20 protein-coding genes and 1 other RNA gene are annotated in these 24,709 nt (G+C 46.3%); 1 reads left to right on the top strand and 20 read right to left on the bottom strand.

The window, feature by feature from the left end; translation table 11 throughout:
- Nucleotides 1-16: 16 nt before the first annotated feature.
- The 4 genes from carA to secA form a co-directional block, all read right to left on the bottom strand.
- Nucleotides 17-1,156: a glutamine-hydrolyzing carbamoyl-phosphate synthase small subunit gene (gene carA, locus D5I41_RS10165; protein WP_119009699.1), complete on the bottom strand. Its 1,140-nt coding sequence runs from the start codon at nt 1,154-1,156 to the stop codon at nt 17-19.
- 459 nt (nt 1,157-1,615) lie between these two features.
- A complete protein-coding gene (dapB, locus tag D5I41_RS10160) occupies nt 1,616-2,440 on the bottom strand; it encodes a 4-hydroxy-tetrahydrodipicolinate reductase (protein WP_186811071.1) in 825 nt (274 codons plus the stop codon).
- A 57-nt stretch (nt 2,441-2,497) separates the two neighbouring features.
- Complete coding sequence (mutT, locus tag D5I41_RS10155) at nt 2,498-2,905, bottom strand: 8-oxo-dGTP diphosphatase MutT (RefSeq protein WP_119009697.1); 408 nt, start codon at nt 2,903-2,905, stop codon at nt 2,498-2,500.
- Between the two features lie 77 nt (nt 2,906-2,982).
- On the bottom strand, nt 2,983-5,709 hold the full coding sequence (secA, locus tag D5I41_RS10150) for a preprotein translocase subunit SecA (protein ID WP_119009696.1): 2,727 nt from the start codon (nt 5,707-5,709) through the stop codon (nt 2,983-2,985).
- A 283-nt stretch (nt 5,710-5,992) separates the two neighbouring features.
- Here secA and D5I41_RS10145 point away from each other — a divergent pair, with 283 nt between their 5' ends.
- Nucleotides 5,993-6,448 carry a DUF721 domain-containing protein gene (locus tag D5I41_RS10145; protein ID WP_119009695.1) on the top strand — a complete coding sequence of 152 codons (456 nt, stop codon included), beginning with the start codon at nt 5,993-5,995 and terminating at the stop codon, nt 6,446-6,448.
- Nucleotides 6,449-6,524: 76 nt separating this feature from the next.
- Here the strand turns inward: D5I41_RS10145 and lpxC are convergent, their stop codons facing one another.
- From lpxC to rsmI, 16 genes are all read right to left on the bottom strand, one after another.
- Nucleotides 6,525-7,442 (bottom strand): UDP-3-O-acyl-N-acetylglucosamine deacetylase, encoded by a 918-nt coding sequence (gene lpxC, locus D5I41_RS10140; RefSeq protein ID WP_017026849.1) that lies wholly within the window; start codon nt 7,440-7,442, stop codon nt 6,525-6,527.
- A gap of 93 nt (nt 7,443-7,535) precedes the next feature.
- Nucleotides 7,536-8,741 carry a cell division protein FtsZ gene (gene ftsZ, locus D5I41_RS10135; RefSeq protein ID WP_119009694.1) on the bottom strand — a complete coding sequence of 402 codons (1,206 nt, stop codon included), beginning with the start codon at nt 8,739-8,741 and terminating at the stop codon, nt 7,536-7,538.
- A gap of 30 nt (nt 8,742-8,771) precedes the next feature.
- Nucleotides 8,772-10,037: a cell division protein FtsA gene (ftsA, locus tag D5I41_RS10130; RefSeq protein WP_119009693.1), complete on the bottom strand. Its 1,266-nt coding sequence runs from the start codon at nt 10,035-10,037 to the stop codon at nt 8,772-8,774.
- A complete protein-coding gene (locus D5I41_RS10125) occupies nt 10,018-10,815 on the bottom strand; it encodes a cell division protein FtsQ/DivIB (RefSeq protein WP_119009692.1) in 798 nt (265 codons plus the stop codon). The genes ftsA and D5I41_RS10125 overlap by 20 nt, the downstream gene beginning before the upstream one ends.
- A 126-nt stretch (nt 10,816-10,941) precedes the next feature.
- Nucleotides 10,942-12,402 carry a UDP-N-acetylmuramate--L-alanine ligase gene (murC, locus tag D5I41_RS10120; RefSeq protein ID WP_119009691.1) on the bottom strand — a complete coding sequence of 487 codons (1,461 nt, stop codon included), beginning with the start codon at nt 12,400-12,402 and terminating at the stop codon, nt 10,942-10,944.
- Between the two features lie 30 nt (nt 12,403-12,432).
- Complete coding sequence (murG, locus tag D5I41_RS10115; protein WP_119009690.1) at nt 12,433-13,509, bottom strand: undecaprenyldiphospho-muramoylpentapeptide beta-N-acetylglucosaminyltransferase; 1,077 nt, start codon at nt 13,507-13,509, stop codon at nt 12,433-12,435.
- Nucleotides 13,510-13,511: 2 nt separating this feature from the next.
- Nucleotides 13,512-14,780 carry a cell division protein FtsW gene (ftsW, locus tag D5I41_RS10110; protein WP_119009689.1) on the bottom strand — a complete coding sequence of 423 codons (1,269 nt, stop codon included), beginning with the start codon at nt 14,778-14,780 and terminating at the stop codon, nt 13,512-13,514.
- A 58-nt stretch (nt 14,781-14,838) separates the two neighbouring features.
- Complete coding sequence (gene murD, locus D5I41_RS10105) at nt 14,839-16,167, bottom strand: UDP-N-acetylmuramoyl-L-alanine--D-glutamate ligase (protein ID WP_119009688.1); 1,329 nt, start codon at nt 16,165-16,167, stop codon at nt 14,839-14,841.
- A gap of 3 nt (nt 16,168-16,170) precedes the next feature.
- Nucleotides 16,171-17,253 carry a phospho-N-acetylmuramoyl-pentapeptide-transferase gene (gene mraY, locus D5I41_RS10100; protein WP_065599709.1) on the bottom strand — a complete coding sequence of 361 codons (1,083 nt, stop codon included), beginning with the start codon at nt 17,251-17,253 and terminating at the stop codon, nt 16,171-16,173.
- A complete protein-coding gene (locus D5I41_RS10095; RefSeq protein WP_119009687.1) occupies nt 17,250-18,611 on the bottom strand; it encodes a UDP-N-acetylmuramoyl-tripeptide--D-alanyl-D-alanine ligase in 1,362 nt (453 codons plus the stop codon). The genes mraY and D5I41_RS10095 overlap by 4 nt, the downstream gene beginning before the upstream one ends.
- Nucleotides 18,611-20,095, bottom strand: a complete 1,485-nt coding sequence (murE, locus tag D5I41_RS10090) for a UDP-N-acetylmuramoyl-L-alanyl-D-glutamate--2,6-diaminopimelate ligase (protein WP_119009686.1) — start codon at nt 20,093-20,095, stop codon at nt 18,611-18,613. Before murE ends, D5I41_RS10095 begins: the two co-directional genes overlap by 1 nt.
- A gap of 8 nt (nt 20,096-20,103) precedes the next feature.
- The gene (locus D5I41_RS10085; protein WP_119009685.1) at nt 20,104-21,861 is read right to left on the bottom strand and encodes a penicillin-binding transpeptidase domain-containing protein; all 1,758 of its coding nucleotides are present in this window, start codon (nt 21,859-21,861) and stop codon (nt 20,104-20,106) included.
- A complete protein-coding gene (gene ftsL / locus D5I41_RS10080) occupies nt 21,861-22,196 on the bottom strand; it encodes a cell division protein FtsL (RefSeq protein ID WP_119009684.1) in 336 nt (111 codons plus the stop codon). The genes D5I41_RS10085 and ftsL overlap by 1 nt, the downstream gene beginning before the upstream one ends.
- Nucleotides 22,193-23,143 (bottom strand): 16S rRNA (cytosine(1402)-N(4))-methyltransferase RsmH, encoded by a 951-nt coding sequence (gene rsmH / locus D5I41_RS10075; RefSeq protein WP_119009683.1) that lies wholly within the window; start codon nt 23,141-23,143, stop codon nt 22,193-22,195. The genes ftsL and rsmH overlap by 4 nt, the downstream gene beginning before the upstream one ends.
- 203 nt (nt 23,144-23,346) lie before the next feature.
- Nucleotides 23,347-23,727, bottom strand: an RNA gene (rnpB, locus tag D5I41_RS10070) — RNase P RNA component class A.
- 64 nt (nt 23,728-23,791) lie between these two features.
- Entirely contained in the window at nt 23,792-24,655 is an 864-nt protein-coding gene (gene rsmI / locus D5I41_RS10065; protein ID WP_119009682.1) for a 16S rRNA (cytidine(1402)-2'-O)-methyltransferase, read from the bottom strand.
- Nucleotides 24,656-24,709 lie beyond the last annotated feature (54 nt).

The raw sequence follows: 24,709 nt of genomic DNA, 5'->3' as shown, positions 1-24,709 counted from the left end.
TTTTCTCTACTCCAACTTACGCTTTGTGTTCTTTAATCAGGTCAATGAAATGGTCGAATAGTGGAGCTGCGTCATGTGGACCTGGGCTCGCTTCTGGGTGACCTTGGAAGCTGAATGCTGGTTTATCTGTGCGGTGAATACCTTGCAAAGAACCATCAAATAGCGACTTGTGTGTTGCGCGTAAGTTAGCAGGCAATGTTTCTTCATCAGCAGCAAAGCCGTGGTTCTGAGAAGTAATCATCACTACATCGCGATCTAGGTCTTTAACAGGATGGTTGGCACCGTGGTGACCAAACTTCATCTTCACTGTTTTAGCACCAGAAGCCAAAGCTAGGATTTGGTGACCAAGGCAGATGCCGAAAATAGGTAAGCCTTTGTCTAGGAAAGTCTGTGTTGCTTCAATTGCGTAAGTACACGGTGCTGGGTCACCAGGGCCATTCGAAAGGAAAACGCCATCTGGATTCATTGCCAGTACTTCTTCCGCTGAGGTTTCAGCTGGAACGACGGTTAGGCGGCAGCCACGGTCAACGAGCATGCGCAGGATGTTGCGCTTTGCACCGAAGTCGTAGGCAACAACGTGATATGGCAGTTCTGAGTCATCTTTCGCTTCTGGAAGACCACCCGTGAGCGTCCACGAACCTTGTTTCCATTGGTACGCTTCTTTTGTTGTAACCTCTTTCGCAAGATCCATTCCTTTTAGGCCAGGGAATTCTTTTGCTTTAGCTAGCGCTAGAGCTTCGTCAAGGTTGTTACCAGCAACAACACAACCGTTCTGTGCACCTTTCTCACGTAGAATACGAGTTAGTTTACGCGTATCGATGTCTGCAATGCCGACAATGTTTTGAGACTTAAGGTAATCAGAAAGGGTTTGTTCGTTGCGGAAGTTAGAAGCTATAAGAGGGAGATCGCGAATCACAAGGCCTTGAGCGTGAATTGAAGTAGATTCTTCATCTTCGGAATTGGTTCCGGTGTTGCCAATGTGAGGGTAAGTAAGAGTAACGATCTGTTGAGAATAGGAAGGATCAGTAAGAATTTCTTGGTACCCCGTCATCGAGGTATTAAAAACAACTTCTCCAACGGCAGAGCCTTCAGCTCCAATCGCTACACCACGGAACACAGTCCCATCTTCAAGGACCAATATTGCTGGCTTATTCAAGACAACCTCCAAACAAATAAATATGCGAAATTAATAAATTAAATTTCAAGTACCTGACTCTATGTAGAGACAGATCACATTTGCTGAACTCAGACAAATTGGCGGCATTTTAAAGATGCAGCGCAAAATTGTCAAATAAATGACGAATAAAAACTAAACTTTTTAACTATCATATGTAATTTATAATATGAAACCGGTAAAACTTAAACTTAACCCTACTTTATTAGTGTAAAAACAGCAGAAGCTTTACCCGTTGCTCTGATTTTGCTCACATCGCTGTAAAAATGCGATCCAAAAAAAATAGCAAACGTTAACCTGGACAGTTAACCACTAAAAACACCAATCTCGATACTGATTTCATACGAAACAACCAAAATAAACACTAAACCTTATAAAAACTCGCTTATAAGTGGCCGTAAATTTCAAACAAAAAAAACGCCAGCAAATGCTGGCGTTTTTTTAGATATTATTCAAATCGAGCACATCGGTCATGCTATACAAACCTGCTGGTTTACTCCCTAACCAAAGGGCCGCTCTTACCGCACCATTGGCAAATGTCATTCTATCGGTTGCCTTATGAGTAATCTCTACTCTCTCACCCAGATCTGCAAACATCGCAGTGTGCTCGCCGACAATATCGCCAGCTCGGATAGTGGCAAAGCCAATTTCATCACGGGTTCTTTCGCCTGTAATGCCTTCGCGTGCATAGACTGCAACATCTGAAAGTTCATTTCCCATAGCATTGGCGATAGCTTCACCCATACCAATTGCTGTGCCAGATGGAGCATCTACCTTATGACGGTGATGCGCTTCAACAATTTCAATGTCCGTGTAATCCCCCATTACCTTGGCTGCTTTTTCAAGAAGCTTAAAGACTAGGTTAACGCCCACACTGAAGTTTGGCGCCATAACAATAGAAACGTCTTTAGAGTACTCACTAATCTGTTGCTTTTGAGACTCAGTAAAACCAGTCGTTCCAATGACAATTGCCTTACCGTACTCTTTACACAACTCTAGGTTCGCTAACGTGTTTTCTGGTGCTGTAAAATCAACAATTACGTCAAATTCATCGACAACCTTGCTGAAATCATCAACTAATGCGACATCAAGCTTTCCTTCACCACTCAACTCGCCAACATCAACACCAATCAAAGAAGATTGTGGACGTTCATTGGCTGCACCAAGGGTTGCTTGCTCCATGACATTTGTTGCTTTAACCAAGTTACGGCCCATACGGCCTGCCGCTCCGGCAACTGCTATTCGCACCACTACGCTAGTCTCCATTATATAAAGCTGGGGGTAACTTAATGTATCTGAATCACACTTTGGAATCCAGCCAATTCACATTTCATCGCAAAAGTGTTGGATCACCGCTTCCACTACTGGAACGTTTGCTTCTGGGAAGGCGTAATTGGCTAGGTCCGGCACAGCGACCCATTGACCTAGTTGCCCTTCTTTGCCATAAGGCTCGCCTTCAAAGCTGTGGATCAACAAGAAATCAAAACTCAGCGACTTGTCTGAATAATCAAAATCAAAATGCTGGAATGACTCACTGTGTAAACCTTGAATACCGATCTCTTCGAACAGTTCTCTTTCTATTGCGTCACTAACAGATTCACTATCTTCTACTTTTCCACCAGGAAACTCCCAGAAGCTGCCTTTATGGGCGTTATCAGGGCGCTTTGTTATATAAACTTGAGTCTTTTCTGGATTAAAAATGATTCCAGCGACGATATGTACTCTTTTCATTTACTCTCCTTTTCAGGCAAAAAAAGAGCCGCTAACGCGACTCTTCTTAGTGTATCCGTAATTACCTAATTGAATAATTAAGCAATTTTACCGTGACACTGCTTGTACTTCTTACCAGAACCACATGGGCAAGGTTCGTTGCGACCAACCTTTTGTTCATTGCGAACTGGGGTTTGACCCGCAGCTTCAGACTGCTCATCATCCGCCAACTGGCTTTCAGCTGTTTGATGCTGAGCTTGCGCCATACGTGCAGCCGCTTCCGCTTGAGCTTGACGTTGAGCTTCCATACGCTCAACTTCTTCTTGCTGCTGTACTCGAACCTTACTAAGGATAGTAATTACGTCTGTTTTAAGGGTTTCTAGCAGGCCTTCAAACAACTCAAATGATTCACGCTTATATTCTTGTTTCGGGTTCTTCTGTGCATAGCCACGTAGGTGGATACCCTGACGTAGGTGATCCATCGCCGCCAAGTGCTCTTTCCAAAGTCCATCAAGAGACTGCAACATGACAGATTTTTCAAAGTTACGTAGCACAGATGCGCCAACCACTTCTTCTTTCTGCTTGTACACTTCAACTGCAGTGTTCAGGATCTTCTCACGCAATGCTTCTTCATAAAGCTTGTCATCTTCGTCTAGCCAAGTTTGAATTGATAGGTCTAGATCGAAATCTGACTTCATACGCTTCTCTAGGCCCTCGATGTCCCACATCTCTTCTAGAGACTGAGGCGGAATGTATTCGTTGATTGTGCTTTCAACCACATCTTCACGGTTTTGTTCAATCATCACGCTGATATCGTCAACTTCCATCAACTCATCGCGCAACTCGTAAACCACTTTACGTTGGTCGTTGGCAACATCATCGTACTCAAGTAGCTGCTTACGAATATCAAAGTTGCGGCCTTCAACTTTACGTTGTGCCTTTTCAATAGAGCGAGAAAGCATCTTGCTCTCGATAGCTTCACCTTCGTCCATACCAGACTGAATCAAGCCAGCCATACGCTCTGAAGTAAAGATACGTAGCAATGAATCTTCCATTGATAGGTAGAAGCGAGATGAACCTGCATCACCCTGACGACCAGAACGACCACGTAGCTGGTTGTCGATACGACGAGATTCGTGACGCTCAGTACCAATGATGTGCAAGCCACCTGACTCGAGTACAGCGTCATGAACTTGCTTCCACTCTTGTCTGATCTTCTCTACTTGCTCTTCAGATGGATTATCTAGCGCTTCAACTTCCGCTTTCCAGTTACCACCTAGCACGATATCGGTACCACGACCTGCCATGTTGGTTGCGATAGTTACCGCACCTGGCATACCTGCGCCAGCAACGATTTCTGCTTCCCGTTCGTGGAATTTCGCATTCAGAACGTTGTGCTCGATCTTCGCGTCTTTCAAAGCATTAGAAAGCAGCTCTGATTTTTCGATAGATACAGTACCCACCAATGATGGCTGTCCCGCCTCTACACGCTCTTTGATATCTTCGATAATAGCAGCAAACTTCTCTGCCTCTGTACGATAAACCACATCAGGCATATCGTTGCGAACCATAGGCTTATTGGTTGGGATAACCACTGTTTCTAGGCCGTAGATAGACTGGAACTCAAATGCTTCAGTATCGGCAGTACCTGTCATGCCCGATAGTTTGTCGTATAGACGGAAGTAGTTCTGGAAGGTAATCGATGCCAACGTCTGGTTTTCGTTTTGGATCTTAACGCCTTCTTTTGCTTCAACCGCTTGATGAAGACCTTCAGACCAGCGACGACCTGGCATAGTACGACCTGTGTGCTCATCAACGATAACCACTTCGCCATCTTCGTTCACGATGTAATCAACGTTGCGCTCAAACAATACATGCGCTCGAAGTGCTGCATTCACGTGGTGAAGTAGGCTGATGTTAGTTGGAGAGTAAAGAGTGTCACCCTCTTCCATCAGGCCGTTCTTAACCATTAGTTCTTCAACGAACTCTTGACCTGTCTCGGTTAGGTAAACTTGCTTAGATTTCTCATCCAGAGTGTAGTGGCCATCACCACGATACTCTTCGCTATCTTCTTTATCTTGTATCTCAAGATGTGGAATTAGCGTGTTGATGCGAGTGTAAAGGTCTGAACTGTCTTCTGCAGGACCAGAAATGATAAGCGGAGTTCGAGCTTCATCGATTAGGATGGAGTCAACCTCATCCACTACTGCGAAGAAACGCTCGCGTTGCACGCGGTCTTCGCTACGAAACGCCATGTTGTCACGTAGGTAATCGAAACCGAACTCGTTGTTTGTTCCGTATAGGATATCGGCTTGGTAAGCTTCTTTCTTCGCTGGAGGTGCCATGTTTGGCACATTCACACCTACTGTCATTCCAAGGAATTCAAATAGTGGACGGTTAGTCTCAGCATCACGGCTCGCCAAATAGTCGTTCACAGTAACGATGTGAACGCCTTTGCCAGTTAGGGCGTTTAGGTATGCCGGTAGTGTTGCCGTTAGGGTCTTACCCTCACCAGTACGCATCTCTGCGATTTGGCTGTTATTCAGTACCATGCCACCAATCAGCTGCACGTCGAAGTGACGCATGCCGTACACACGCTTTGATGCTTCACGTACGGTTGCAAATGCATGAGGTAGCAACTGCTCTAGAGTTTCTCCTTGCTCTAGACGCTGACGGAACTCAACCGTTTTGGCTTTTAGTTCTTCGTCACTTAGCTTTTCGTAATCTGGTTCGTAGCTATTGATCTCTTTAACGATCTTACGAAGACGGCGAAGAGTACGGTCGTTTCGACTGCCAATTACCTTTGTCAGTAGCTTAGTTATCATTGTTATCGTTTCTCTTGTTGTGGGATCTCGAGATCCCAAATACTTGTTCAGCTTGTCTATCTATTAAGCGAGTGCTAATTATATTGAGTTCAAAGCAAGCAATTTCAAGCTTCAAGCTAGATTTAATGCACTCTAGTGTATGAAATTTTGAAGTTATCCACCATTAGAAACTGGTTTAGTTTGAACAAGCTTCTACTTTTTCCTTTGTATTGACCAAAGATAAAGCGAATCAAAGGCGAAGGCGTGATAAAATTATAGTGTTATCTGTCATTAAGGCATAGCCGTGCGAGACCATAGACCTACACTTACTGAAGACGTTATCAAGAACACCAAGCTTGGATCAATCCAAGAGCATGCTGCTACCATCAATAAGTTGAATAACACCATTCTTGATTTGCTACCAAAGGAAATCAGGCGTTATTGTCGCGTGGCAAATTGTCGTGGTAGTCAGTTAATCTTAGAGGTCGCCAATGCATCGATCATGATGAAGCTTAACTATGACCGTTTGTATCTACTATCTCAATTGAGACAACAAGGTTTTGCTCGCCTTATAAATATAGAAGTAAAGGTGTGTCCCGATCTCTATAAAAACGATCAATTGTTCGTTGCAGAAAAAAAGCCCCTTTCTCGTCCTCCGCTATCACAAGCCACAGCGGACAATCTGAATATGTTGGCCGAAATGGCTCCAGACAAAATCAGGCAGCGACTGCAGAATATCGCCAAACTCGCAGAGAAATAGGCTATCAGCTAGAAAATTAGATACAAAAAAAGCAGCCATTGGCTGCTTTTTTATTAGAACGCTGTCTAATTAGCGATTACGCTAAAACCATGTTTGGTTCAGCGAATGCCACTGGTGAGCCTGCTTCTTCTTCGAAGGTTGCCCATTCCCAAGCTTCTTGATCTGCAAGTACTGCACGAAGAAGTTGGTTGTTCAAGCCATGGCCTGATTTAAATGCACGCAGTTCACCCACGATTGGAGAACCACACATGTACATATCACCAATAGCATCAAGTACTTTGTGAGTCACAAACTCGTTAGAGAAACGTAAGCCGTCTTCGTTAAGAATTCGGTATTCGTCCAATACGATTGCACAGTCAAAGCTACCGCCTAGACATAGATTTTGAGACTGAAGGTACTCAATATCACGCATGAAACCAAAAGTACGAGCGCGAGAGATCTCTTTTACGAATGACTTCGAAGAGAAATCGAATAGCATATGCTGCTCATCTGAATCGATCGCTGGGTGTTCGAATTCAATCTCAAAATCCAGGCGGAAACCGTCATAAGGAACAAGCTCTGCCCACTTATCACCGTCTTCTACGCGAACTGGTTTCTTGATACGAATAAAACGCTTAGCTGCGTTTTGCACCTCGATACCTGCCGATTGCAGCAAGTATACGAATGGGCTAGCACTACCATCCATAATAGGGATTTCAGGTGCATCTACCTCGATAATAATATTATCGATACCCATACCAGCAAGCGCGGCATTTAAGTGTTCAACGGTAGAAATACGCACGCCTTCATCGTTAACAAGAGCAGTACAAAGCATTGTATCGCGCACAGAGTTAGCATCCGCAGGGAAATCCACTGCAGGTTCTAGATCTGTTCTACGGTATATAACACCTGTGTTTGTTGCCGCTGGGCGAAGCGTTAATGTCACTTTGCGCCCAGAGTGCAGACCCACTCCAGTTGTTTTGACAATCTCTTTTAAAGTACGCTGCCTAATCATGCAATACCTCTCATTAAAGCAAAGTTGCTAGCTGTTTATCAGCTTGGTCGCACATCCTACCAGTTTTTTTACAATTGTCAAAAAAACGAACAATTAGTCCGCTTGGTTGCGTAAAAATGCTGGTATATCAAGGTATGCACTCTCAGTTTGACCTGAGTTTGCTACCTGCTGTCCCGCACCACTCGCTGGGCGTGACGCTGTTGGTTCAGTTTTTGGCTTAACCGCAGCGGGTTGGATCTTCATCTCTGGCTCTGCTTTTGTTGCCGCAGCAACGCGAGGCTCAGGAGTCGAAACCGCTTTTGGCTTAGACGCGGCACCAACCAAAGTAATCTCTGGCTTCTTCTCGTTGCCAATGCCTGTTGCAACAACAGTTACGCGGAATTCGTCAGACATATCAGGGTCTAGAGAAGTACCAATTACAACTGTAGCATTGTCAGACGCGAATGCCTTAACTGTGTTACCCACAATCTCGAACTCGTCCAGACGCATATCCATACCTGCAGTAATATTAACAAGTACTCCACGTGCGCCAGCTAAGTCGATATCTTCTAGTAGAGAGTGAGAAATAGCGGCTTCTGCTGCTTCTTCTGCACGGTCTTCACCAGTAGATACGCCACTGCCCATCATAGCTTGACCCATCTCAGACATCACGGTACGAACATCCGCGAAGTCGACGTTGATCATGCCAGGACGAGTAATCAATTCTGCAATACCTTGTACTGCATCTTTTAGTACGTCATTTGCATAGCCGAATGCTTCTAAGAGGGTTACGTTGCGTCCGTACACCTTAAGTAGCTTTTCATTTGGAATCGTAATCAATGAATCAACATGCTTTGAAAGCTCTTCGATTCCTTGCTCTGCAAACGATAGGCGTTTTTTGCCTTCAAAACCAAATGGCTTAGTCACTACTGCTACCGTTAGAACGCCAAGCTCTTTGGCAATCTCTGCAATAACAGGTGCTGCGCCTGTACCTGTACCGCCGCCCATACCAGCTGCGATGAATACCATGTCGGCACCCGTTAGTACTTCTTTGATCGCTTCACGATCTTCAAGCGCCGAATCACGACCTACTTGTGGGTTCGCTCCAGCACCAAGACCTTTGGTGATATCTGTACCAATTTGAATAACAGAGCTAACGCTAGTTTTGCGTAGCGCCTGTGCATCGGTATTAACACTGATGAATTCTACGCCCTCGATGGACTCACGCACCATATGTTCAACGGCATTACCGCCGCCACCGCCAACACCAACGACCTTAATTACGGCTTCGTCATTCATTTCCGTCATCGGTTCAAACATGTGCTTTCTCCGTTTTCCTGTCTATCCAGGTTAAAATTCTTTTTGTATCCAATTACGCATTTTGCTGAACAAGCCAGTTAGAGAGGACTGTTTCGGTTCCGAATACTCGCCTTCATCATTAAAACTGCTGTCTTTGCCATAATGCAATAAACCAACTGCCGTAGAGTGGTACGGCTCCTTTACGTAATCTGTTAAGCCTTTTACTTCTGTAGGCTTACCGATTCTAACTTGATTGCCAAATACGCGTTCTGCACATTCAGCTAAACCTTCTATTTGCGATGCGCCGCCAGTTAATACGATACCAGCTGCAATATGATGGTGTTTAACACCGTTCTCTCGCATCTTGTTTTGAGCGTTTTCAATCGCTTGGTTTATTAAACCCATAAGCTCAGTATAACGCGGTTCTATCACTTCAGATAAGGTTTGTCTTTGTAAACTGCGAGATGGGCGACCGCCAACGCTAGGAACGTTAACTGTGTCATCTTTGCTAACCAATTCACTCATAGCGCAGCCATACTTAACCTTAATCTCTTCGGCATCGTTAATTGGTGTGCCAAAGGCAAATGCTATATCACTGGTGACAGAGTTACCTGCATAGGAGAACACCTCGGTGTGACGCAGTGCGCCGCCAGTCCAAAGTGCTACATCCATAGTACCTGCGCCGATATCTACAACGCACACACCCAGCTCTTTTTCGTCTTCTGTAATAACAGCATCACTTGCTGCAAGGCCAGAGAAGACCAATTGTTCAACCGTCAGGCCACAGCGCTCTACTGCCTTGATAACATTACGAGCCATATCGTTATGGCAAGAGATCATATGAACGCTCACTTCCATGCGCACGCCAGAAAGCCCTAGTGGGTTCTTGATCCCACCAAGGTGATCGATTTTAAATTCTTGCGGAATAACATGCAGGATGCGTTCTTCTTCACCAATCTTGATAGAGCGAGCTGTATGGATCGCGCGATCCATATCTTCTTGGGACACCTCTTCATCAGAGATGGTGCCCATGCCCTTTTCAATACGACTGGTAATGTGCTGACCTGAGATGGATAGGTATACGTTGGTGATCTTGTGCTCAGCCATAAGCTCAGCTTGATTCACTGCGCGCTCCACTGATTTGATCACAGAGTCGAGGTCGTTCACCCCGCCCTTATCCATTCCACGGGATGGACTGCTACCAGCGCCAATAATATTGATCTGTCCGTCTGGAAGAATCTCGCCTACTAGCGCTGAAACAGTCGCTGTACCGATATCCAGACCAACAATCAGGTTGTCATCCGTGCCCTTGGTCATTACTACTCTCTTGCCTTTGGTCTTCCGTTAGCCAGCCGATGGCGGCTCCGGTGTCATATCTTAAATCTATATAACTGATCTGCTGAACTCTCTCATCCATGTGGCGATATAGCTCAACAAACCTCTGAATTCTTTCTTCTAATGCATCTTTACCCAATTCAAGGCGGATGCCATTGTCTAGTATCAGCTGCCAAGCGTGTCGGTCATTCAGTACAACTGAAGTGATCTGTAAACCGAGACTCGCAAATTGCGACTTAATCTCTCGCCAAGTGTCTAACACCCTTTCACTTTCAGTTTCAGGGCCGTAAAGCTTAACGATTTCTTGGTCTTGCTGATGCAACTGCCCAACGTCGGCATAAAATATCTGGCCGTTACTGTTTAGAAGCGCATTACCATTCCAGATTGCGGCTGGGTGATGCTCCATCAAAAACACCTTAATGGTGTTTGGCCATTGCTTACGAATGGCGGCACTCGCAACCCAAGGAAGAGATTCAACAGCTGTTTGCAATTGATTAACATCCTGAGTCATAAATGTGCCAAATGGATGAATATGTGATAACGCACTCTGCACATCAGTGCTGTGCACATATTCAAGGTCACCTTCAAGGACAAATTGAGAAAGGGGTAGTCGTCCACTGTCTCGCATCCATGCAACTGTGGAAAAAATACCAAACACAATCAAAGCGACTACGAACAATAAAAAACTCGCATCAACCCAAGAAAATTTTAACCTAGGCCTTTGTTTATATTCGGTTTCGACGTCTAATGTAGATTCCATTTTTATAATGTCGTCGACTTCCTAATTAACGGCACATAACCCTTTACAGGCAAGTATATCTATTGACTGATTATACTTGCCCGGCATTATCTTTCCATAGCAATAACGGATATTTCGATAAGGAAACTAGCTTTTTTGCATTGCTCTGATGTTAAGTTCTAACTTTTCCAACCTTTTAGCAACCTTTCCTACATCACCAGCGCCCTGAGTGAGAACAAGATCACCTTCTTGCAACAAGTTGGCCAGTACCTTCGGTAGTTCATCTTGCTCTTTAACAAAGATAGGATCAATACGACCTCGGCTACGGATAGTACGGCATAGAGAACGTCCGTCAGCCCCAGCAATAGGTGCTTCACCCGCAGAATAAACGTCTAACATCAGCAGTACGTCAACTTTGTCCAAGACATTAGCAAAATCATCGTAAAGATCGCGAGTACGGCTGTAACGGTGTGGTTGAAACACCATAACCAGACGCTTATCCGGCCAACCTGCACGCGCGGCATCAATGGTAACATCAACCTCACTAGGGTGATGGCCGTAATCATCCACCAGCATGGCAGTACCATTACCGGTGTTAAATTCGCCTAAGTGCTCAAATCGACGGCCCGTGCCTTGAGTTGCCAGTAATGCCGAAAGAATCGCTTCATCAGAGATGTCATCTTCAGTGGCAACGGCAATCGCAGCTGACGCATTCAATGCATTGTGCTTACCTGGCATGTTGAGCGTAATCTCTAAGTCATTTCGTCCTTCACGCTCTACCGTAAAGAAGCTCTGTTGCCCTTGCTGACGGTAATTCACGATCTTCACGTCCGCATCATCAGAGAAGCCGTAAGTAATAACTTGGCGACTGATGGTTGGGAGCATCTCACGGATAACAGGATCATCAATGCACATGATTGCTTGGCCATAGAATGGCAGTTTGTGCAGGAAGTCAGCAAAGGTTTGCTTGAGTACTTCAAAGTCACCGCCGTATGTATCCATATGGTCAGCTTCAATGTTAGTAACGATGGCGACCATAGGCTGAAGGTGCAAGAAGGAGGCATCGCTTTCGTCTGCTTCAGCAATAAGGATACGACTTGAGCCCAGACGCGCATTGGTTCCCGCGCTCTTTACTAGGCCACCGTTAACAAACGTAGGATCTAAGCCTGCTTCTGAATAGATCTGAGTCACTAAGGCAGTCGTTGTGGTTTTACCGTGAGTACCCGCGACGGCAATACCATGGCGGTAACGCATAATCTCAGCGAGCATCTCTGCACGACGCACAACAGGTATACGTAAAGCTTTAGCCGCAACAAGTTCAGGGTTCCCCTGATCAATCGCTGTAGATACCACTACCACACTGGCATTCTCTACATTGGTTTGGTCATGACCAATAAAGATGGTCGCACCCTTGCTTTGCAGTCGGTCTGTAACGGCATTTTGACTAATGTCTGAGCCAGAGATGGCGTAGCCTTCATTTAGCAAAACCTCAGCAATGCCACTCATACCCGCGCCACCGATGCCAACGAAGTGAATACTTTTCACGCGTCGCATCTCAGGGATCATAGCTCGGATGTGTGCCAAATCTTGTTTGTGTTCGATTACCATAATTGTTCTCTTGCTCAGTATTGTTCGAGATTATTTATCACTGCGGTTGCTTAGAGCGACTATCGCCTCAGCAACCACTTTATCTGCATCAAGCTTAGCCGCTTGGCGTGACTTTATTGCCATCTCGAGCAAAGAGGCTCTATCTAGCCCCTGAATTGTTTTTGTTAATTTGGCGGCAGATAGGTTCTGCTGCTCAATCATTTTTGCAGCGTCAGCGTCGACTAGGTAGTCGCCATTGAGCGCTTGTTGTCTATCTTTATGTGGATACGGGATGAATATCGCCGCCAAGCCTGCTGCTGAAACCTCAGAAACGGTCAACGCACCAGAGCGGCACACGATGAGATCGGCCCACTCATACGCAGCGGCTACGTCATCAATGAACTCGGTGACCTTCGCTTGTTGAACCCCCGCTTTCTGGTAGCGAGAATCGACATCTTCACGATTATCTTTACCCACTTGATGCCAAACCGTATAACCACTGCCTAGCTCTGCTATGGTTTCAGGCAGTGTGTGATTTAAAATGCGCGCACCTTGACTGCCCCCCATCACCAAGATTCGGATGTCACCCTCACGAGAGGCAAGCCTTATCTGTGGCGACTCAAGTGCGACCACATCTGTTCGAACCGGGTTACCAACGACTTCTGCATTGGGAAACGCACCAGGAAAGGCTTGGAATACCTTGCTTGCTACCTTAGCCAGCCAACCATTGGTCAGCCCTGCCACAGCGTTTTGCTCATGCAACACCAATGGAATACCGCACTGACGGGCAGCGATACCACCTGGGCCGCTAACATAGCCACCCATTCCTAAAACCACATCTGGGTTGTAGCGCTTAATATGCGCTTTCGCCTGGCCAATGGCATTAATGATCTGAAAAGGCGCTTTGATTAATTTACCTAAGCCTTGGCCTCTTAGTCCTTTGACCTTAATGAAATCAATCTCGATGCCGTGCTTTGGTACCAGGTCGGCTTCCATGCGATCAGCCGTACCTAACCAGCGGATTTCCCATCCTTGTTGCTGCAGATATTTCGCTACTGCAAGCCCAGGAAAAACGTGACCGCCAGTGCCACCCGCCATCACCAAGAGTCGCTTTTTATTGTTTGTCATTATTAGGCTACACCTTGCTTTACTTCATCTTGCTTCACGTCGTCTGCTTGTAACGACTCTTTATAATCTAATACTCGATGCTCGTGATCGATTCGTATCACGATAGCTACCGCGATGGACATGATGATCAGACTCGAACCACCATAACTGATCAGCGGCAGGGTTAAGCCTTTGGTCGGTACCATACCAGCTGCTGCGCCAACGTTGACCACAGTCTGAAAGGCAAACCAGATGCCAAAGCCTAGCGCCAGATAGCCACTAAACACGTCGCCAGCATCAAAGGCTCGCTTGCCGATAAACACCGACTTAAACACTAGAGCAAAGATCAGCAGTAGAATCCCCGTCACGCCAATAAAGCCCAGCTCCTCCCCCATCACCGCAAATACAAAGTCGGTATGCGCTTCAGGAAGATAAGCGAGCTTTTGAATTGAGTTTCCTAGGCCTTGACCAAACCACTCACCTCGACCAAATGCCATTAATGATTGAGTTAATTGGTAGCCACTACCAAAGGGGTCTTCCCAAGGGTCGAGAAACGAAGTAACACGCTTCATTCGGTAAGGTTCAATTAGGATCAAAACGCCAATCCCCAAGACACCTGCAAACACCAAGGCTAGGAATTGCCACAGTTTGGCACCCGCAATAAACAGCATACCGAAGATAGTCACTAACATTACAACCACGGTACCAAGGTCCGGCTGTCCTAAGAGTAAGAGAGCCGATAAGGCAAAGACAATAAAGGGCTTGAAGAAGCCACTCTTAAAGCTCGATCTTACTTCCTGCTGTTTCCGATATAGATAACTCGCCATAAAAACGAACAGCGCTAGCTTAGCCAACTCTGCTGGCTGGAAGTTAATGGGGCCGAGAGGAATCCAACGCGATGCACCGTTAACTGACTTACCAGCCAATAGCACCACAACCAGTAAGATCATACTGACAATCAGTAACTTAGAGCTGTGTTTTAACCAATACTCAGTAGGAACATGTATAACAGCCCCCATCACACCGAGCGCTAGGCACAAATAAAAGGCGTGACGAATTGCATAATGGAATGGGTAACCATAATGGGAGTAACTAACAGGTAGCGAAGCAGAGGTCACCATCACTAAGCCTATTAGCATTAGGATCAGTGATAGCCACACTAGCTGTCTATCAAATAGCACTGGCAATGTAGAGTATTGCTGAACGTCGTCTAGCGACTCTTCAGAGGATTCTTGCTCAGGGCTTAATGTGGGAGTCGATTCCTTTCCATGGAAACGAGAGAGCCAACGCATATTTCTCACTTTGTCCTAATCTCTAGATTGATTTGCATCCTGCTACGCATAGCAGATGCTAAGCATCCTGCGTCTGAGCGAGCTGAGTAAACACTTCTCCGCGCTGCATAAAATTGGCAAACTGATCGAAACTGGCACAGGCCGGAGATAACATCACCATATCACCTGCTTTAGCTTTCTGTCGAATGGCAGTAACCGCTTCTTGCATGCTATCAAAGTAAACACTGTTTTCAGATAATGAAATCAACTGCTTACCATCGGCACCAAAACAGCAAAGCTCAACATCTAAAGACGCAAGAGCCGGTTGTAGTTCACTAAAATCAGCCCCTTTGCCATCACCGCCAACAAGCAAATACAAACGACCGGCAATTTTCAGCCCCTTTAATGCCGCTAGGGTACTGGCAACATTGGTCGCCTTAGAGTCGTTGACCCAGATAATATCGTTTTCACGACTTACCACCTGACAGCGGTGCGTCAGGCCTGTGTAAGTCTTTAGTGCGTCGAGCGAAGATTCAACCTTGATGCCAGCAGATTCCAGTAGTGCGATAGCAACAATTGCATTGAGCATATTGTGCTGACCGACAATGGAGAGCTCATTCGCTGCGAGTAGGCGCTGTTCATGACCCGTTAGCCACGTCTGCCCTTGATAATCAGACAACTTATATTCGCCAGTAGCAACCCCAAATTCTATCAGTCCTTCGATATCCTCTGGATAGGTTGCCTTATCATCAGCGTTGACAATCTTAACTTCGGCATGCTCAAAAATACGCAGCTTAGCCTGACGATAATCGTGCATGCCCTCATATCTATCCATGTGATCTTCGGATAGATTGAGAAACGCGGCAGCTCGCAGTTTTAAGCTTGAGGTCGTTTCGAGCTGAAAGCTTGATAGCTCAAGTACGAATAAGTCAGCATCGGTGTTGAGCAATTCAAGTGCAGGTACGCCAATATTGCCACCAACCGCTGTTTTCACTCCAGCAGCGTTAGCCATAACACCCGTAAGGTCAGTAACCGTGCTCTTGCCATTAGAACCCGTGATCGCTAGCACAGGCTTATTCACCGCCCACGCAAATAACTCAATGTCACCGACTACAGGCACACCCAAGCCAATAGCTTGAGCTAACTGCGGCGTAGCAAGCGCAATGCCCGGACTTGCCACGATGAGGTCTGCCTCATTGAGCCATTGCTGATCCCAGCCGCCACTGTGCAATGAAACATCATCGGACAACTGATCAGCACCAGGCGCTACTGCCCGAGTATCTATCACTCGAATGTTCAGTGGCACATCCACTTGCGCAGAAATCTTTTGCAGATGCTTAACCACAGATAAACCTGTGATCCCAAGTCCTACTACAACGACCTCACGAATACCTTGCCATTGAGCCATGGATTAACGCACCTTCAGCGTAGCCAGGCCAATCAGTACTAGCACGATAGAGATGATCCAAAAACGAACAATAACGCGCGGCTCAGGCCAGCCTTTAAGCTCATAGTGGTGGTGAATAGGTGCCATGCGGAACACTCGTTGTCCGCGCAATTTGTAAGAGCCTACCTGAAGAATTACCGACAAGGTCTCCATTACAAATACACCCCCCATAATGACCAATACGAACTCTTGGCGAACAAGGACCGCGATTGTGCCCAAGGCACCGCCTAACGCAAGAGAACCTACATCGCCCATAAATACTTGAGCTGGGTAGGTGTTAAACCACAAGAATCCAAGACCAGCACCGACAATAGCGGTACAGAAGATCACTAACTCGCTGGTATAAGGAATATAGGGAATATGCAGGTATTGTGCGAAGTTGACGTTGCCCGTCGCATACGCAATAACCGCAAAACCTGCCGCCACCAAAATGGTCGGCATAATTGCGAGACCATCCAAGCCATCGGTTAGGTTTACTGCGTTACTGGTACCTACGATAACAAAGTAGGTGAGAACAATATAAAGCAGGCCTAATTGAGGCATGATGTCTTTGAAAAATGGCACCACTAGCTGAGTAGCTGCGGTATCTTTACCATGAGCATACAGTGCAAAAGCGACCACAATAGCAATGGCCGATTGCCAGAAATATTTCCAACGCGCTATCAGTCCATCGGTGTTTTTGCGCACTACCTTACGGTAATCATCCACAAAACCTACCGCGCCATAGCCAAGCAGCACAGCGAGCACCGCCCATACATAGGGGTTAGAAAGATTTGCCCACAGCAATACCGTAATAGTAATCGCAGCGAGAATCATCACACCGCCCATGGTAGGAGTACCATGCTTGCTTAGGTGTGATTCTGGACCGTCATGACGAACTACCTGACCGATCTGCAGCAACTGCAAACGTCGGATCAATTTAGGCCCCATCCACAGAGATAGGCCTAGAGCAGTTATAACACTGAGTATCGAACGAAAAGAAAGATAATCAAAAAGACGAAAGAACGAAAAATAAGGCTGTAGTAAATCCGCTAGCCAGATAATCATTTAAGCTTCTCCTTCAAAGCAGCGGCAATCTTGCTCATCTGCGCACTGTTTGCGCCCTTAACGAGCAAAGTATGTTGAGTGTGTGGTTGAGTAGAGAGTTGTTGTTCAATGAAAGCCATTAAGCTTTGGTGATCGTCAAAATGACGCCCATGAGTCACATCACTAATTACCTTAGTGTCGTCCCCATAAGTCAATACATGCTCAAACCCAAATTTTGCTGCATATTCACCGACTTGCCGATGAAGTTCAAGACTTTCTTTGCCTAATTCAGCCATAAACCCCAAGATCAGCCAACGGCTCCCTTGAAACGCACCAAGCAAGTCAGCCGCAGCCTTCATCGCCGGTACGCTGGCATTATAACTATCATCAATAAGACGTATTTTGTCAGTCAGTTGCTCAACCGCGACTCGGCCCTTAACTTGAGCAACCGATTCGAGTCCACGAACCACCGTTGGCAGTTCAGTGCCTAAATTCAAGGCAATCGCGGCTGTAGCTACTGCATTCGCTACATTATGGCGACCAACAACCCCTAGTTTTACCTCTGCCATACCAAATGGAGTGTGCAGGTGGAAACTCGCTAAGCCATTACTATCTATAGCAATATTGCCTGCGTAGTACTCAGCCAACGAATTATCTAAAGAGAAGGTTTGTACTCGTTTATTTTCAAGCAAGTCTTGCCATAACTCTCCGCCTTGGCTCTCCAAGTTATACAGTGCAAGACCGCCTTCATCTAAGGTGGAGAATATCTCTCCCTTAGCTTTCATAACGCCCTGCATTGAACCAAACCCCTCAAGGTGAGCGGCGGCGACATTATTCACTAGAGCAATATCAGGCTGGACTAAGCTCACTGTATATTCAATTTCGTGCTCATGGTTTGCGCCCAGTTCAATCACAGAAAAATCGTGCTGCTCAGTGGCTCGCAACAGAGTAAGTGGAGCGCCAATATCGTTGTTGAAGTTTCCAGCGGTCGCTAAAACCTCGCCTCTTAAAGATAAAATTGAGGCTAGCATCTCTTTGACTGTAGTTTTGCCACAACTGCCAGTGACCGCCACCTTGGGCATATTGGTTTTAGCAAAATTCCAAGCGCCTAATTTTCCTAAGGCCAACTTGGTATCTTCGACAATGAGCTGTGGAACGGGTAATGGCAGTTCTTTTTCTACTATTAACGCAACGGCGCCCTGCTCTACCGCTTGTTCGCAAAAGTTATGGGCATCAAAACGCTCTCCGACTAAAGCCACAAACAATCCATTGCGGTCAATGTTGCGACTATCCGTGGAAACTGACTCAATTGTTAAGTTGCTTCCAAGCAAACGTCCGTCTACAGCAATCGCTATATCCGATAAGTGAGTGCTTATCATTAAATTAACTCCAACAAGGTCATTGCCGATTCACGATCAGAGTAATGAATGGTGTCATCTCCTAAGATTTGATAATCCTCGTGCCCTTTACCGGCTAGTAAAATAATGTCTTTAGACGTTGCCTGTTCAATAGCATAGGACAAGGCCTTGAATCTATCATGTTCAACAGTCACAGATTGTTGATTTGAAACGCCTTTTAGCATGTCTTGGATAATGAGAGCGGGATCTTCGCTACGTGGGTTATCGTCAGCAAGAATGATGCGGTCTGCGAATCGTTCACCGATCTGAGCCATCATAGGTCGCTTGCCACTGTCTCTGTCGCCACCACAACCAAAGATCGCCCACAACTGTCCTTCACAATGCACTCGCAAGGCGCACAATGCTTTTTCCAATGCATCTGGAGTATGAGCATAGTCCACCACTACTTTAGCTTTGTCAGCCGTTTGAAAGAGTTCCATTCGGCCAATGACCGGCTGCAACTGTGTTGCTGCCTTTTGCAGCGCTCTGATATCAAAGCCCAAACTAAGAAGAGTGGTAAAGCCAAGTAGCAGGTTACTCGCATTAAACTCACCGATAAGCGGCGCCTTTAGTACTCCTTTCCCCCAACTACTCTCAAAGCTAATCTCTATACCCTGCTCTGAGTAACGAACATTGCTCGCGTACATATATTGCTTAGCTTGAGGCTTTTCTAGCAAAGATACCGCTATCGCATCAGGCAATAGTTCTAACCATTCCTGACCTACAGAATCATCGGCATTGATCACCTTATGCTTGCACGAATGCTCGGTAAATAGGCTCAGTTTTGCCTTAGCGTATTCCGCCATACTTCCGTGATAATCAAGGTGGTCTCGACTTAGGTTGGTAAACACCGCCGCCACAAATTTTAACGCCTTAATACGATGCTGAACCAAGCCGTGTGACGAGGTTTCCAGAGCAGTAATATCAGCGCCTAGCTCACTCAATTGTGATAGTGTCTTACACACTTCAATGGCGCTACCTGTGGTATTTTTTGCCTCTTTGAGAGAGGAAAGAAAACCGTTACCCGTAGTGCCCATAACCGCAGCTTGCTTGCCTACACTGTCTAGCCACTGGGCGATAATTTGCGTAATCGTGGTTTTGCCATTTGTGCCAGTAACCGCAATAAGATCCATGTTATCAAAGCGATATAAACGGCTGGCTATCGCAGACAGGTTTAAGCTCAGGCTATCCAAATACAATACAGGGGTTTCATCCATCCATACTGTGCTGCCATGAGGATAATCCTCATCACTTTCCGCAATCACCAGGCTTGCTCCGGCTTTTACCGCACTTGAGATAAAGCGTCTGCCGTCAACGGTATGCCCTTTAATGGCAACGAAGGTAGAACCCGGCTCTATTTGCCTGCTATCTAACTCTAAGTCCGACACAGAGATCTGAGCCAGTTTCTCACTTAGGTTATTCAACCAAGGCTGAACAAGGTGCTGCAGTGTGCATTGAACATTCATACTATTTCTTAACTTTTATTAGCATCGGGCGGCACATTCAAGATCTGCAGTGCTCCCTTCAAAACTTCGGAAAAAACAGGGGCAGCTACTGAACCACCGTAATAATCATCACCTTGTGGCTCATTCACCACAACAACCAGAGCCACTCTAGGATTGCTGATCGGTGCTACACCGGCAGTGATGGTTACATACTCATCACTGTAGCCACCCGCCTTCGCCTTACGAGAGGTACCCGTTTTAGCACCGACACGATAACCAGGTACGGCAGCACGTGTCGCTGTGCCACCTTTAAGCGTCACAGCCTCCAACATTTCCAACACTTCGCGAGCATGCTCTGGGTCGGCGACCTGTTTAGCATCAAGGTTCTTAGCATCTTTAATAATGTGCAGAGGTTTAAAGCTACCGTAACTTCCTAGGGTTGCGTAGGCATGTGCAAGCTGCAGAGGCGTGACTGACAAGCCATAACCAAAAGCGAGTGTTGCGATTTCAAACTGAGACCAGCGTCGACGATTAGGGAACAAACCCGTTGTTTCACCGACAAGGTTAATTCCAGACGTAGAGCCAAAGCCAATAGACTGATACATACCTAAAAGGGAATCTAGCGGCATATCCAAAGCTAAGGTAGCAACACCAATGTTGCTCGACTTCTTAAGGATGGTTTTTAGATCGGCCTTACCCACTTTAGAGGTATCTCGTACTCGGCTTCCCCCAACACGCATGACACCATTACCAGTATCGATAACCGTATTCAGATCAGCTGTACCATTATCTAATGCCGCCAAGACTACAAACGGCTTCACCGAAGAGCCAGGCTCTAGTGAATCGGTAATGGCTCGATTTCGCATGCGGAAAGATTGTAACTGATCGCGAGTATTCGGATTATACGATGGGGAGTTAACCATAGCCAATATCCCACCGGTTTTCACATCAAGTAAGACAACGCTACCCGATGTCGCCCTATGATCCGCTACTGCTTGTTTGATCGCACGATACGCAATGGCCTGTAAGCGTTGATCTATAGTGAGTTGCAGCGGGTTACCCTGCTTACTCTCAGTCATAGAGATGTTTTCTACCACTCGGCCATCGCGGTCTTTACGAACTTTACGCGAGCCCGCTTGACCGGATAAGTATTCATCGTAGCTTCGCTCAACACCTTCGAGCCCGTGGCTATCAATACCTGTCACTCCCACAACGTGAGCACTAATCTCTCCCGTTGGGTAATAGCGACGAGATTCATCTCGCAGACCGATGCCTTTTAACTTTAACTCTTTGATGTACTTAGCCATTGCAGGGCTAACTTGACGCTGTAGATAGATGAAACGGCGATTTTTATTGTTCTCGATTCGCTCTATTAAGGCATCTCTATCTAGCTGAAGTACATCTGCCAGAGCATGCCAGCGAGCCACATCGGTTAATGCATCACCCTTAGTGAAAATATTTCGAGGATCAGCATAAACCGCTTCTACGGGAACACTGACTGCTATCTGCTCGCCATTGCGATCTGAGATAATCCCGCGCGCAGAAGGCATTGCTTTCACCCTAACCGAACGCATATCACCACGTTCAATTAATGTATCTGGTTCAATAACTTGGATGTAAGCCACCCTTGCGAGTAACGCACCAAGTAGTAATAAAATAAAGCCCAGTACCGTTTGATAGCGCCAATTAATGATACTGGTGTCAGCAGGAACCACTTTGCTAGGTTCGACCTTTTTAGGGGTGCGCTTTTTGATTGTCTTGGCGGGTTTCTTTTTAGTCGGTTTCATTACAGTTTAACTATGACTTCCTTATCAGAGTCTGGTCGCTTCATTTCGAGCTCTGAGGTTGCCATTTTCTGGACACGACTGTGTTCGGAAAGAGCATTCTCCTCGAGGATAAGATTGCGCCACTCTTCATCTAACTGCTCACGGCTTTCCAGAGCGACATCTTTTTGAGAGATCGCTTGTCGCGTCATATGCGTGGTGAGCACTACGGTTATCGCGCTAAAAAAGAGAAGGATCAACAAAAAAAGTGGCACACGACCTGCGGTAAACAGATCGCGTACAATGATCTTCCCTAATAATGGCACTTCTGTTTGAATCAACTTCCCTGATTCACTCATAGCTTCTCGGCAATCCTTAACACAGAGCTTCTTGCTCTAATATTGACGTCTAATTCTGAAATTGATGGCTTAATTGCCTTGCCCACTGTTTTCATTGCAGCGCTGCCCAGCGCACGAATCTGCTCTTCAGTCATAGGTATCCCATGGGGAACCTGCGGACCACGGCTTTCTTTGCGCATGAACTGCTTTACCATTCTATCTTCTAAAGAGTGGAAACTAATCACAGACAAACGCCCCTCTTCCGCTAGAATATTCTTCGCTGCATTAAGGGCAGTAGCAATCTCATCCAATTCACTGTTGATGTAGATACGAAATGCCTGAAATGAGCGAGTCGCTGGGTGTTTTTTCTCTTTAAAGCTTTTCGGAGCCGCATCAGAGATCAGCTTCGCTAGTTGTCCCGTCCGAACAAGTGGTTCGTTTTCTTCATTCTCACGATAGGCAACGATAGCTTTAGCGATGCGCCATGCATGCTTATCTTCACCAAACTCACGAATCACCCAAGTAATATCTTCAACATCAGCATCTTGTAGCCACTTTGATACAGGGATCCCTGATGTTGGGTCCATACGCATATCGAGCGGGCCATCCTTCATAAAGCTAAAGCCACGTTCTGCGTCATCTAACTGTGGAGAAGAAACACCAAGATCAAGAAGCACACCGTCAACCTTGCCTACAAGATCCCGCTCCTGTGCATAGCCTTCCATACCTGAAAATGGGCCATGGATAATGGTAAATCTTGGGTCATTAATCTTCGCAGCTTCAGCGATGGCTTGCGGATCTCTATCAATACTAAACAGTCGACCATTCTCGCCCAGTTTAGACAAAATAACTCGGCTGTGACCACCGCGTCCAAAGGTACCATCGATATAAGTGCCATCGGGTTTGATGTTTAGACCATCAACGGATTCGTCGAGTAAAACGGAGACGTGTTTAAAGGATTCGCTCATTACAAAAGCTCGATTTAATTTAGATAACTATTAGCTTAGTGTACTGAAATAGTCTGGTTTAGTCAGCGTTAGTAAGTAAAATCACCAAATAATTACTTAAACAGTGCAAGGGGTTGCACCTTTGATGTGTTTATAAAGAAGCAAAGAGCATCTTGTTCGATTTTGAATAGCAAAAAGCCCCGCCAAGGCGGGGCTTTTTTAATAGGTGGAGCTTACCTATAAGCCGGGTTCTGTATCCGCTTGCGCGGTGATAGCCATTCGTCTAGGCCAGCAATCGCTCACTGGCTCGAGCAACCTACCCGCCCTCTTACGCGAGCAACGCAATGTGAGAGCCTATTTGGTCTTGCTTCGGGTGGAGTTTACCCTGCTACGAACTGTTGCCAGTCGCACGGTGCGCTCTTACCGCACCCTTTCACCCTTACCTGTACCCGAAGGTCATCGGCGGTCTTCTCTCTGCTGCACTTGTCGTGGGCTTGCGCCCCCCAGGCGTTACCTGGCACCCTGCTCTATGAAGCCCGGACTTTCCTCCCCTCCGTCAGTCTCCCGAAGGACATCAACGAAGCAGCGACTATCTGGTTAGCTCCGGGGCGGATTGTACTGACAAAGATCACAGATGTCTAATCAAATAAGGGCTTAACCGCCTATCCGCTACTCTATGTGCTCAAGTCCCCACTTATATAGCGCGTTCTTTTTCAGGCTATAGATCTCTGCCGTTAGAGCAGCCGCTTTCTTCAGGGGCAGCTCTTTAGTCAATATAGCCAAAGTACGTCTTGCTTCTTCTGGCAATTCATCATTGCTTTCTTCACGGTAACCATGAACCAGCAATACCATTTCGCCACGTATACGATTAGCGTCTTCTTCAAGCCAAGGAATGAGCTCCCCCAAAGGCATACCTTGTATGGTTTCAAACGTCTTAGTTAACTCGCGGGCTAACACTACTTGGCGATCTGGGCCTAATACTTGAAGCATATCCGCCAGAGAATCCATGATGCGGTGCGGCGATTCATAGAAAATACAGGTACGCTCGACCTTAGCGAGCTCCAAGAAGCGATCTTTTCTTCCCTTGCTCTTTGGAGGTAAGAAACCTTCAAAACTAAAGCGATCCGACGGCAAGCCTGCCGCGCTCAGAGCAGTGATGACTGCGCAAGCTCCCGGTAAAGGAACAACGCGAACTCCAGCCTGACGACACTGGTTAACCAAGTGATAACCTGGGTCGCTAATTAGAGGAGTTCCTGCATCGGAAACCAACGCAATTGATTGACCTTCAAGGAGTTTTCCAACGAGAAATTGAGATTTCTGTTGCTCATTGTGGTCATGCAGGGCAAAGGTGCGCGTGCCTACATTTAGGTGTGAAAGCAGTCGTCCTGTGTGACGTGTATCTTCCGCTGCAATCAAGTCTACACCGTTCAAAACTTCAATCGCGCGCTGCGTAATATCACCTAAATTACCTATTGGGGTAGGGACGATATAGAGGGTCGCTGTCGAAGAATCAAAAGAATTGTTATCTGTCATTTGTTTACCGTCACTTGAGGGATTAATATAGAGGTAATTAATCCACAATTATTA

Source organism: Vibrio superstes, from assembly GCF_003569005.1.
Lineage (GTDB): Bacteria > Pseudomonadota > Gammaproteobacteria > Enterobacterales > Vibrionaceae > Vibrio > Vibrio superstes.
Note: the sequence above shows the minus strand (reverse complement) of the source record. Positions and strands in the feature narration are given on the sequence as shown.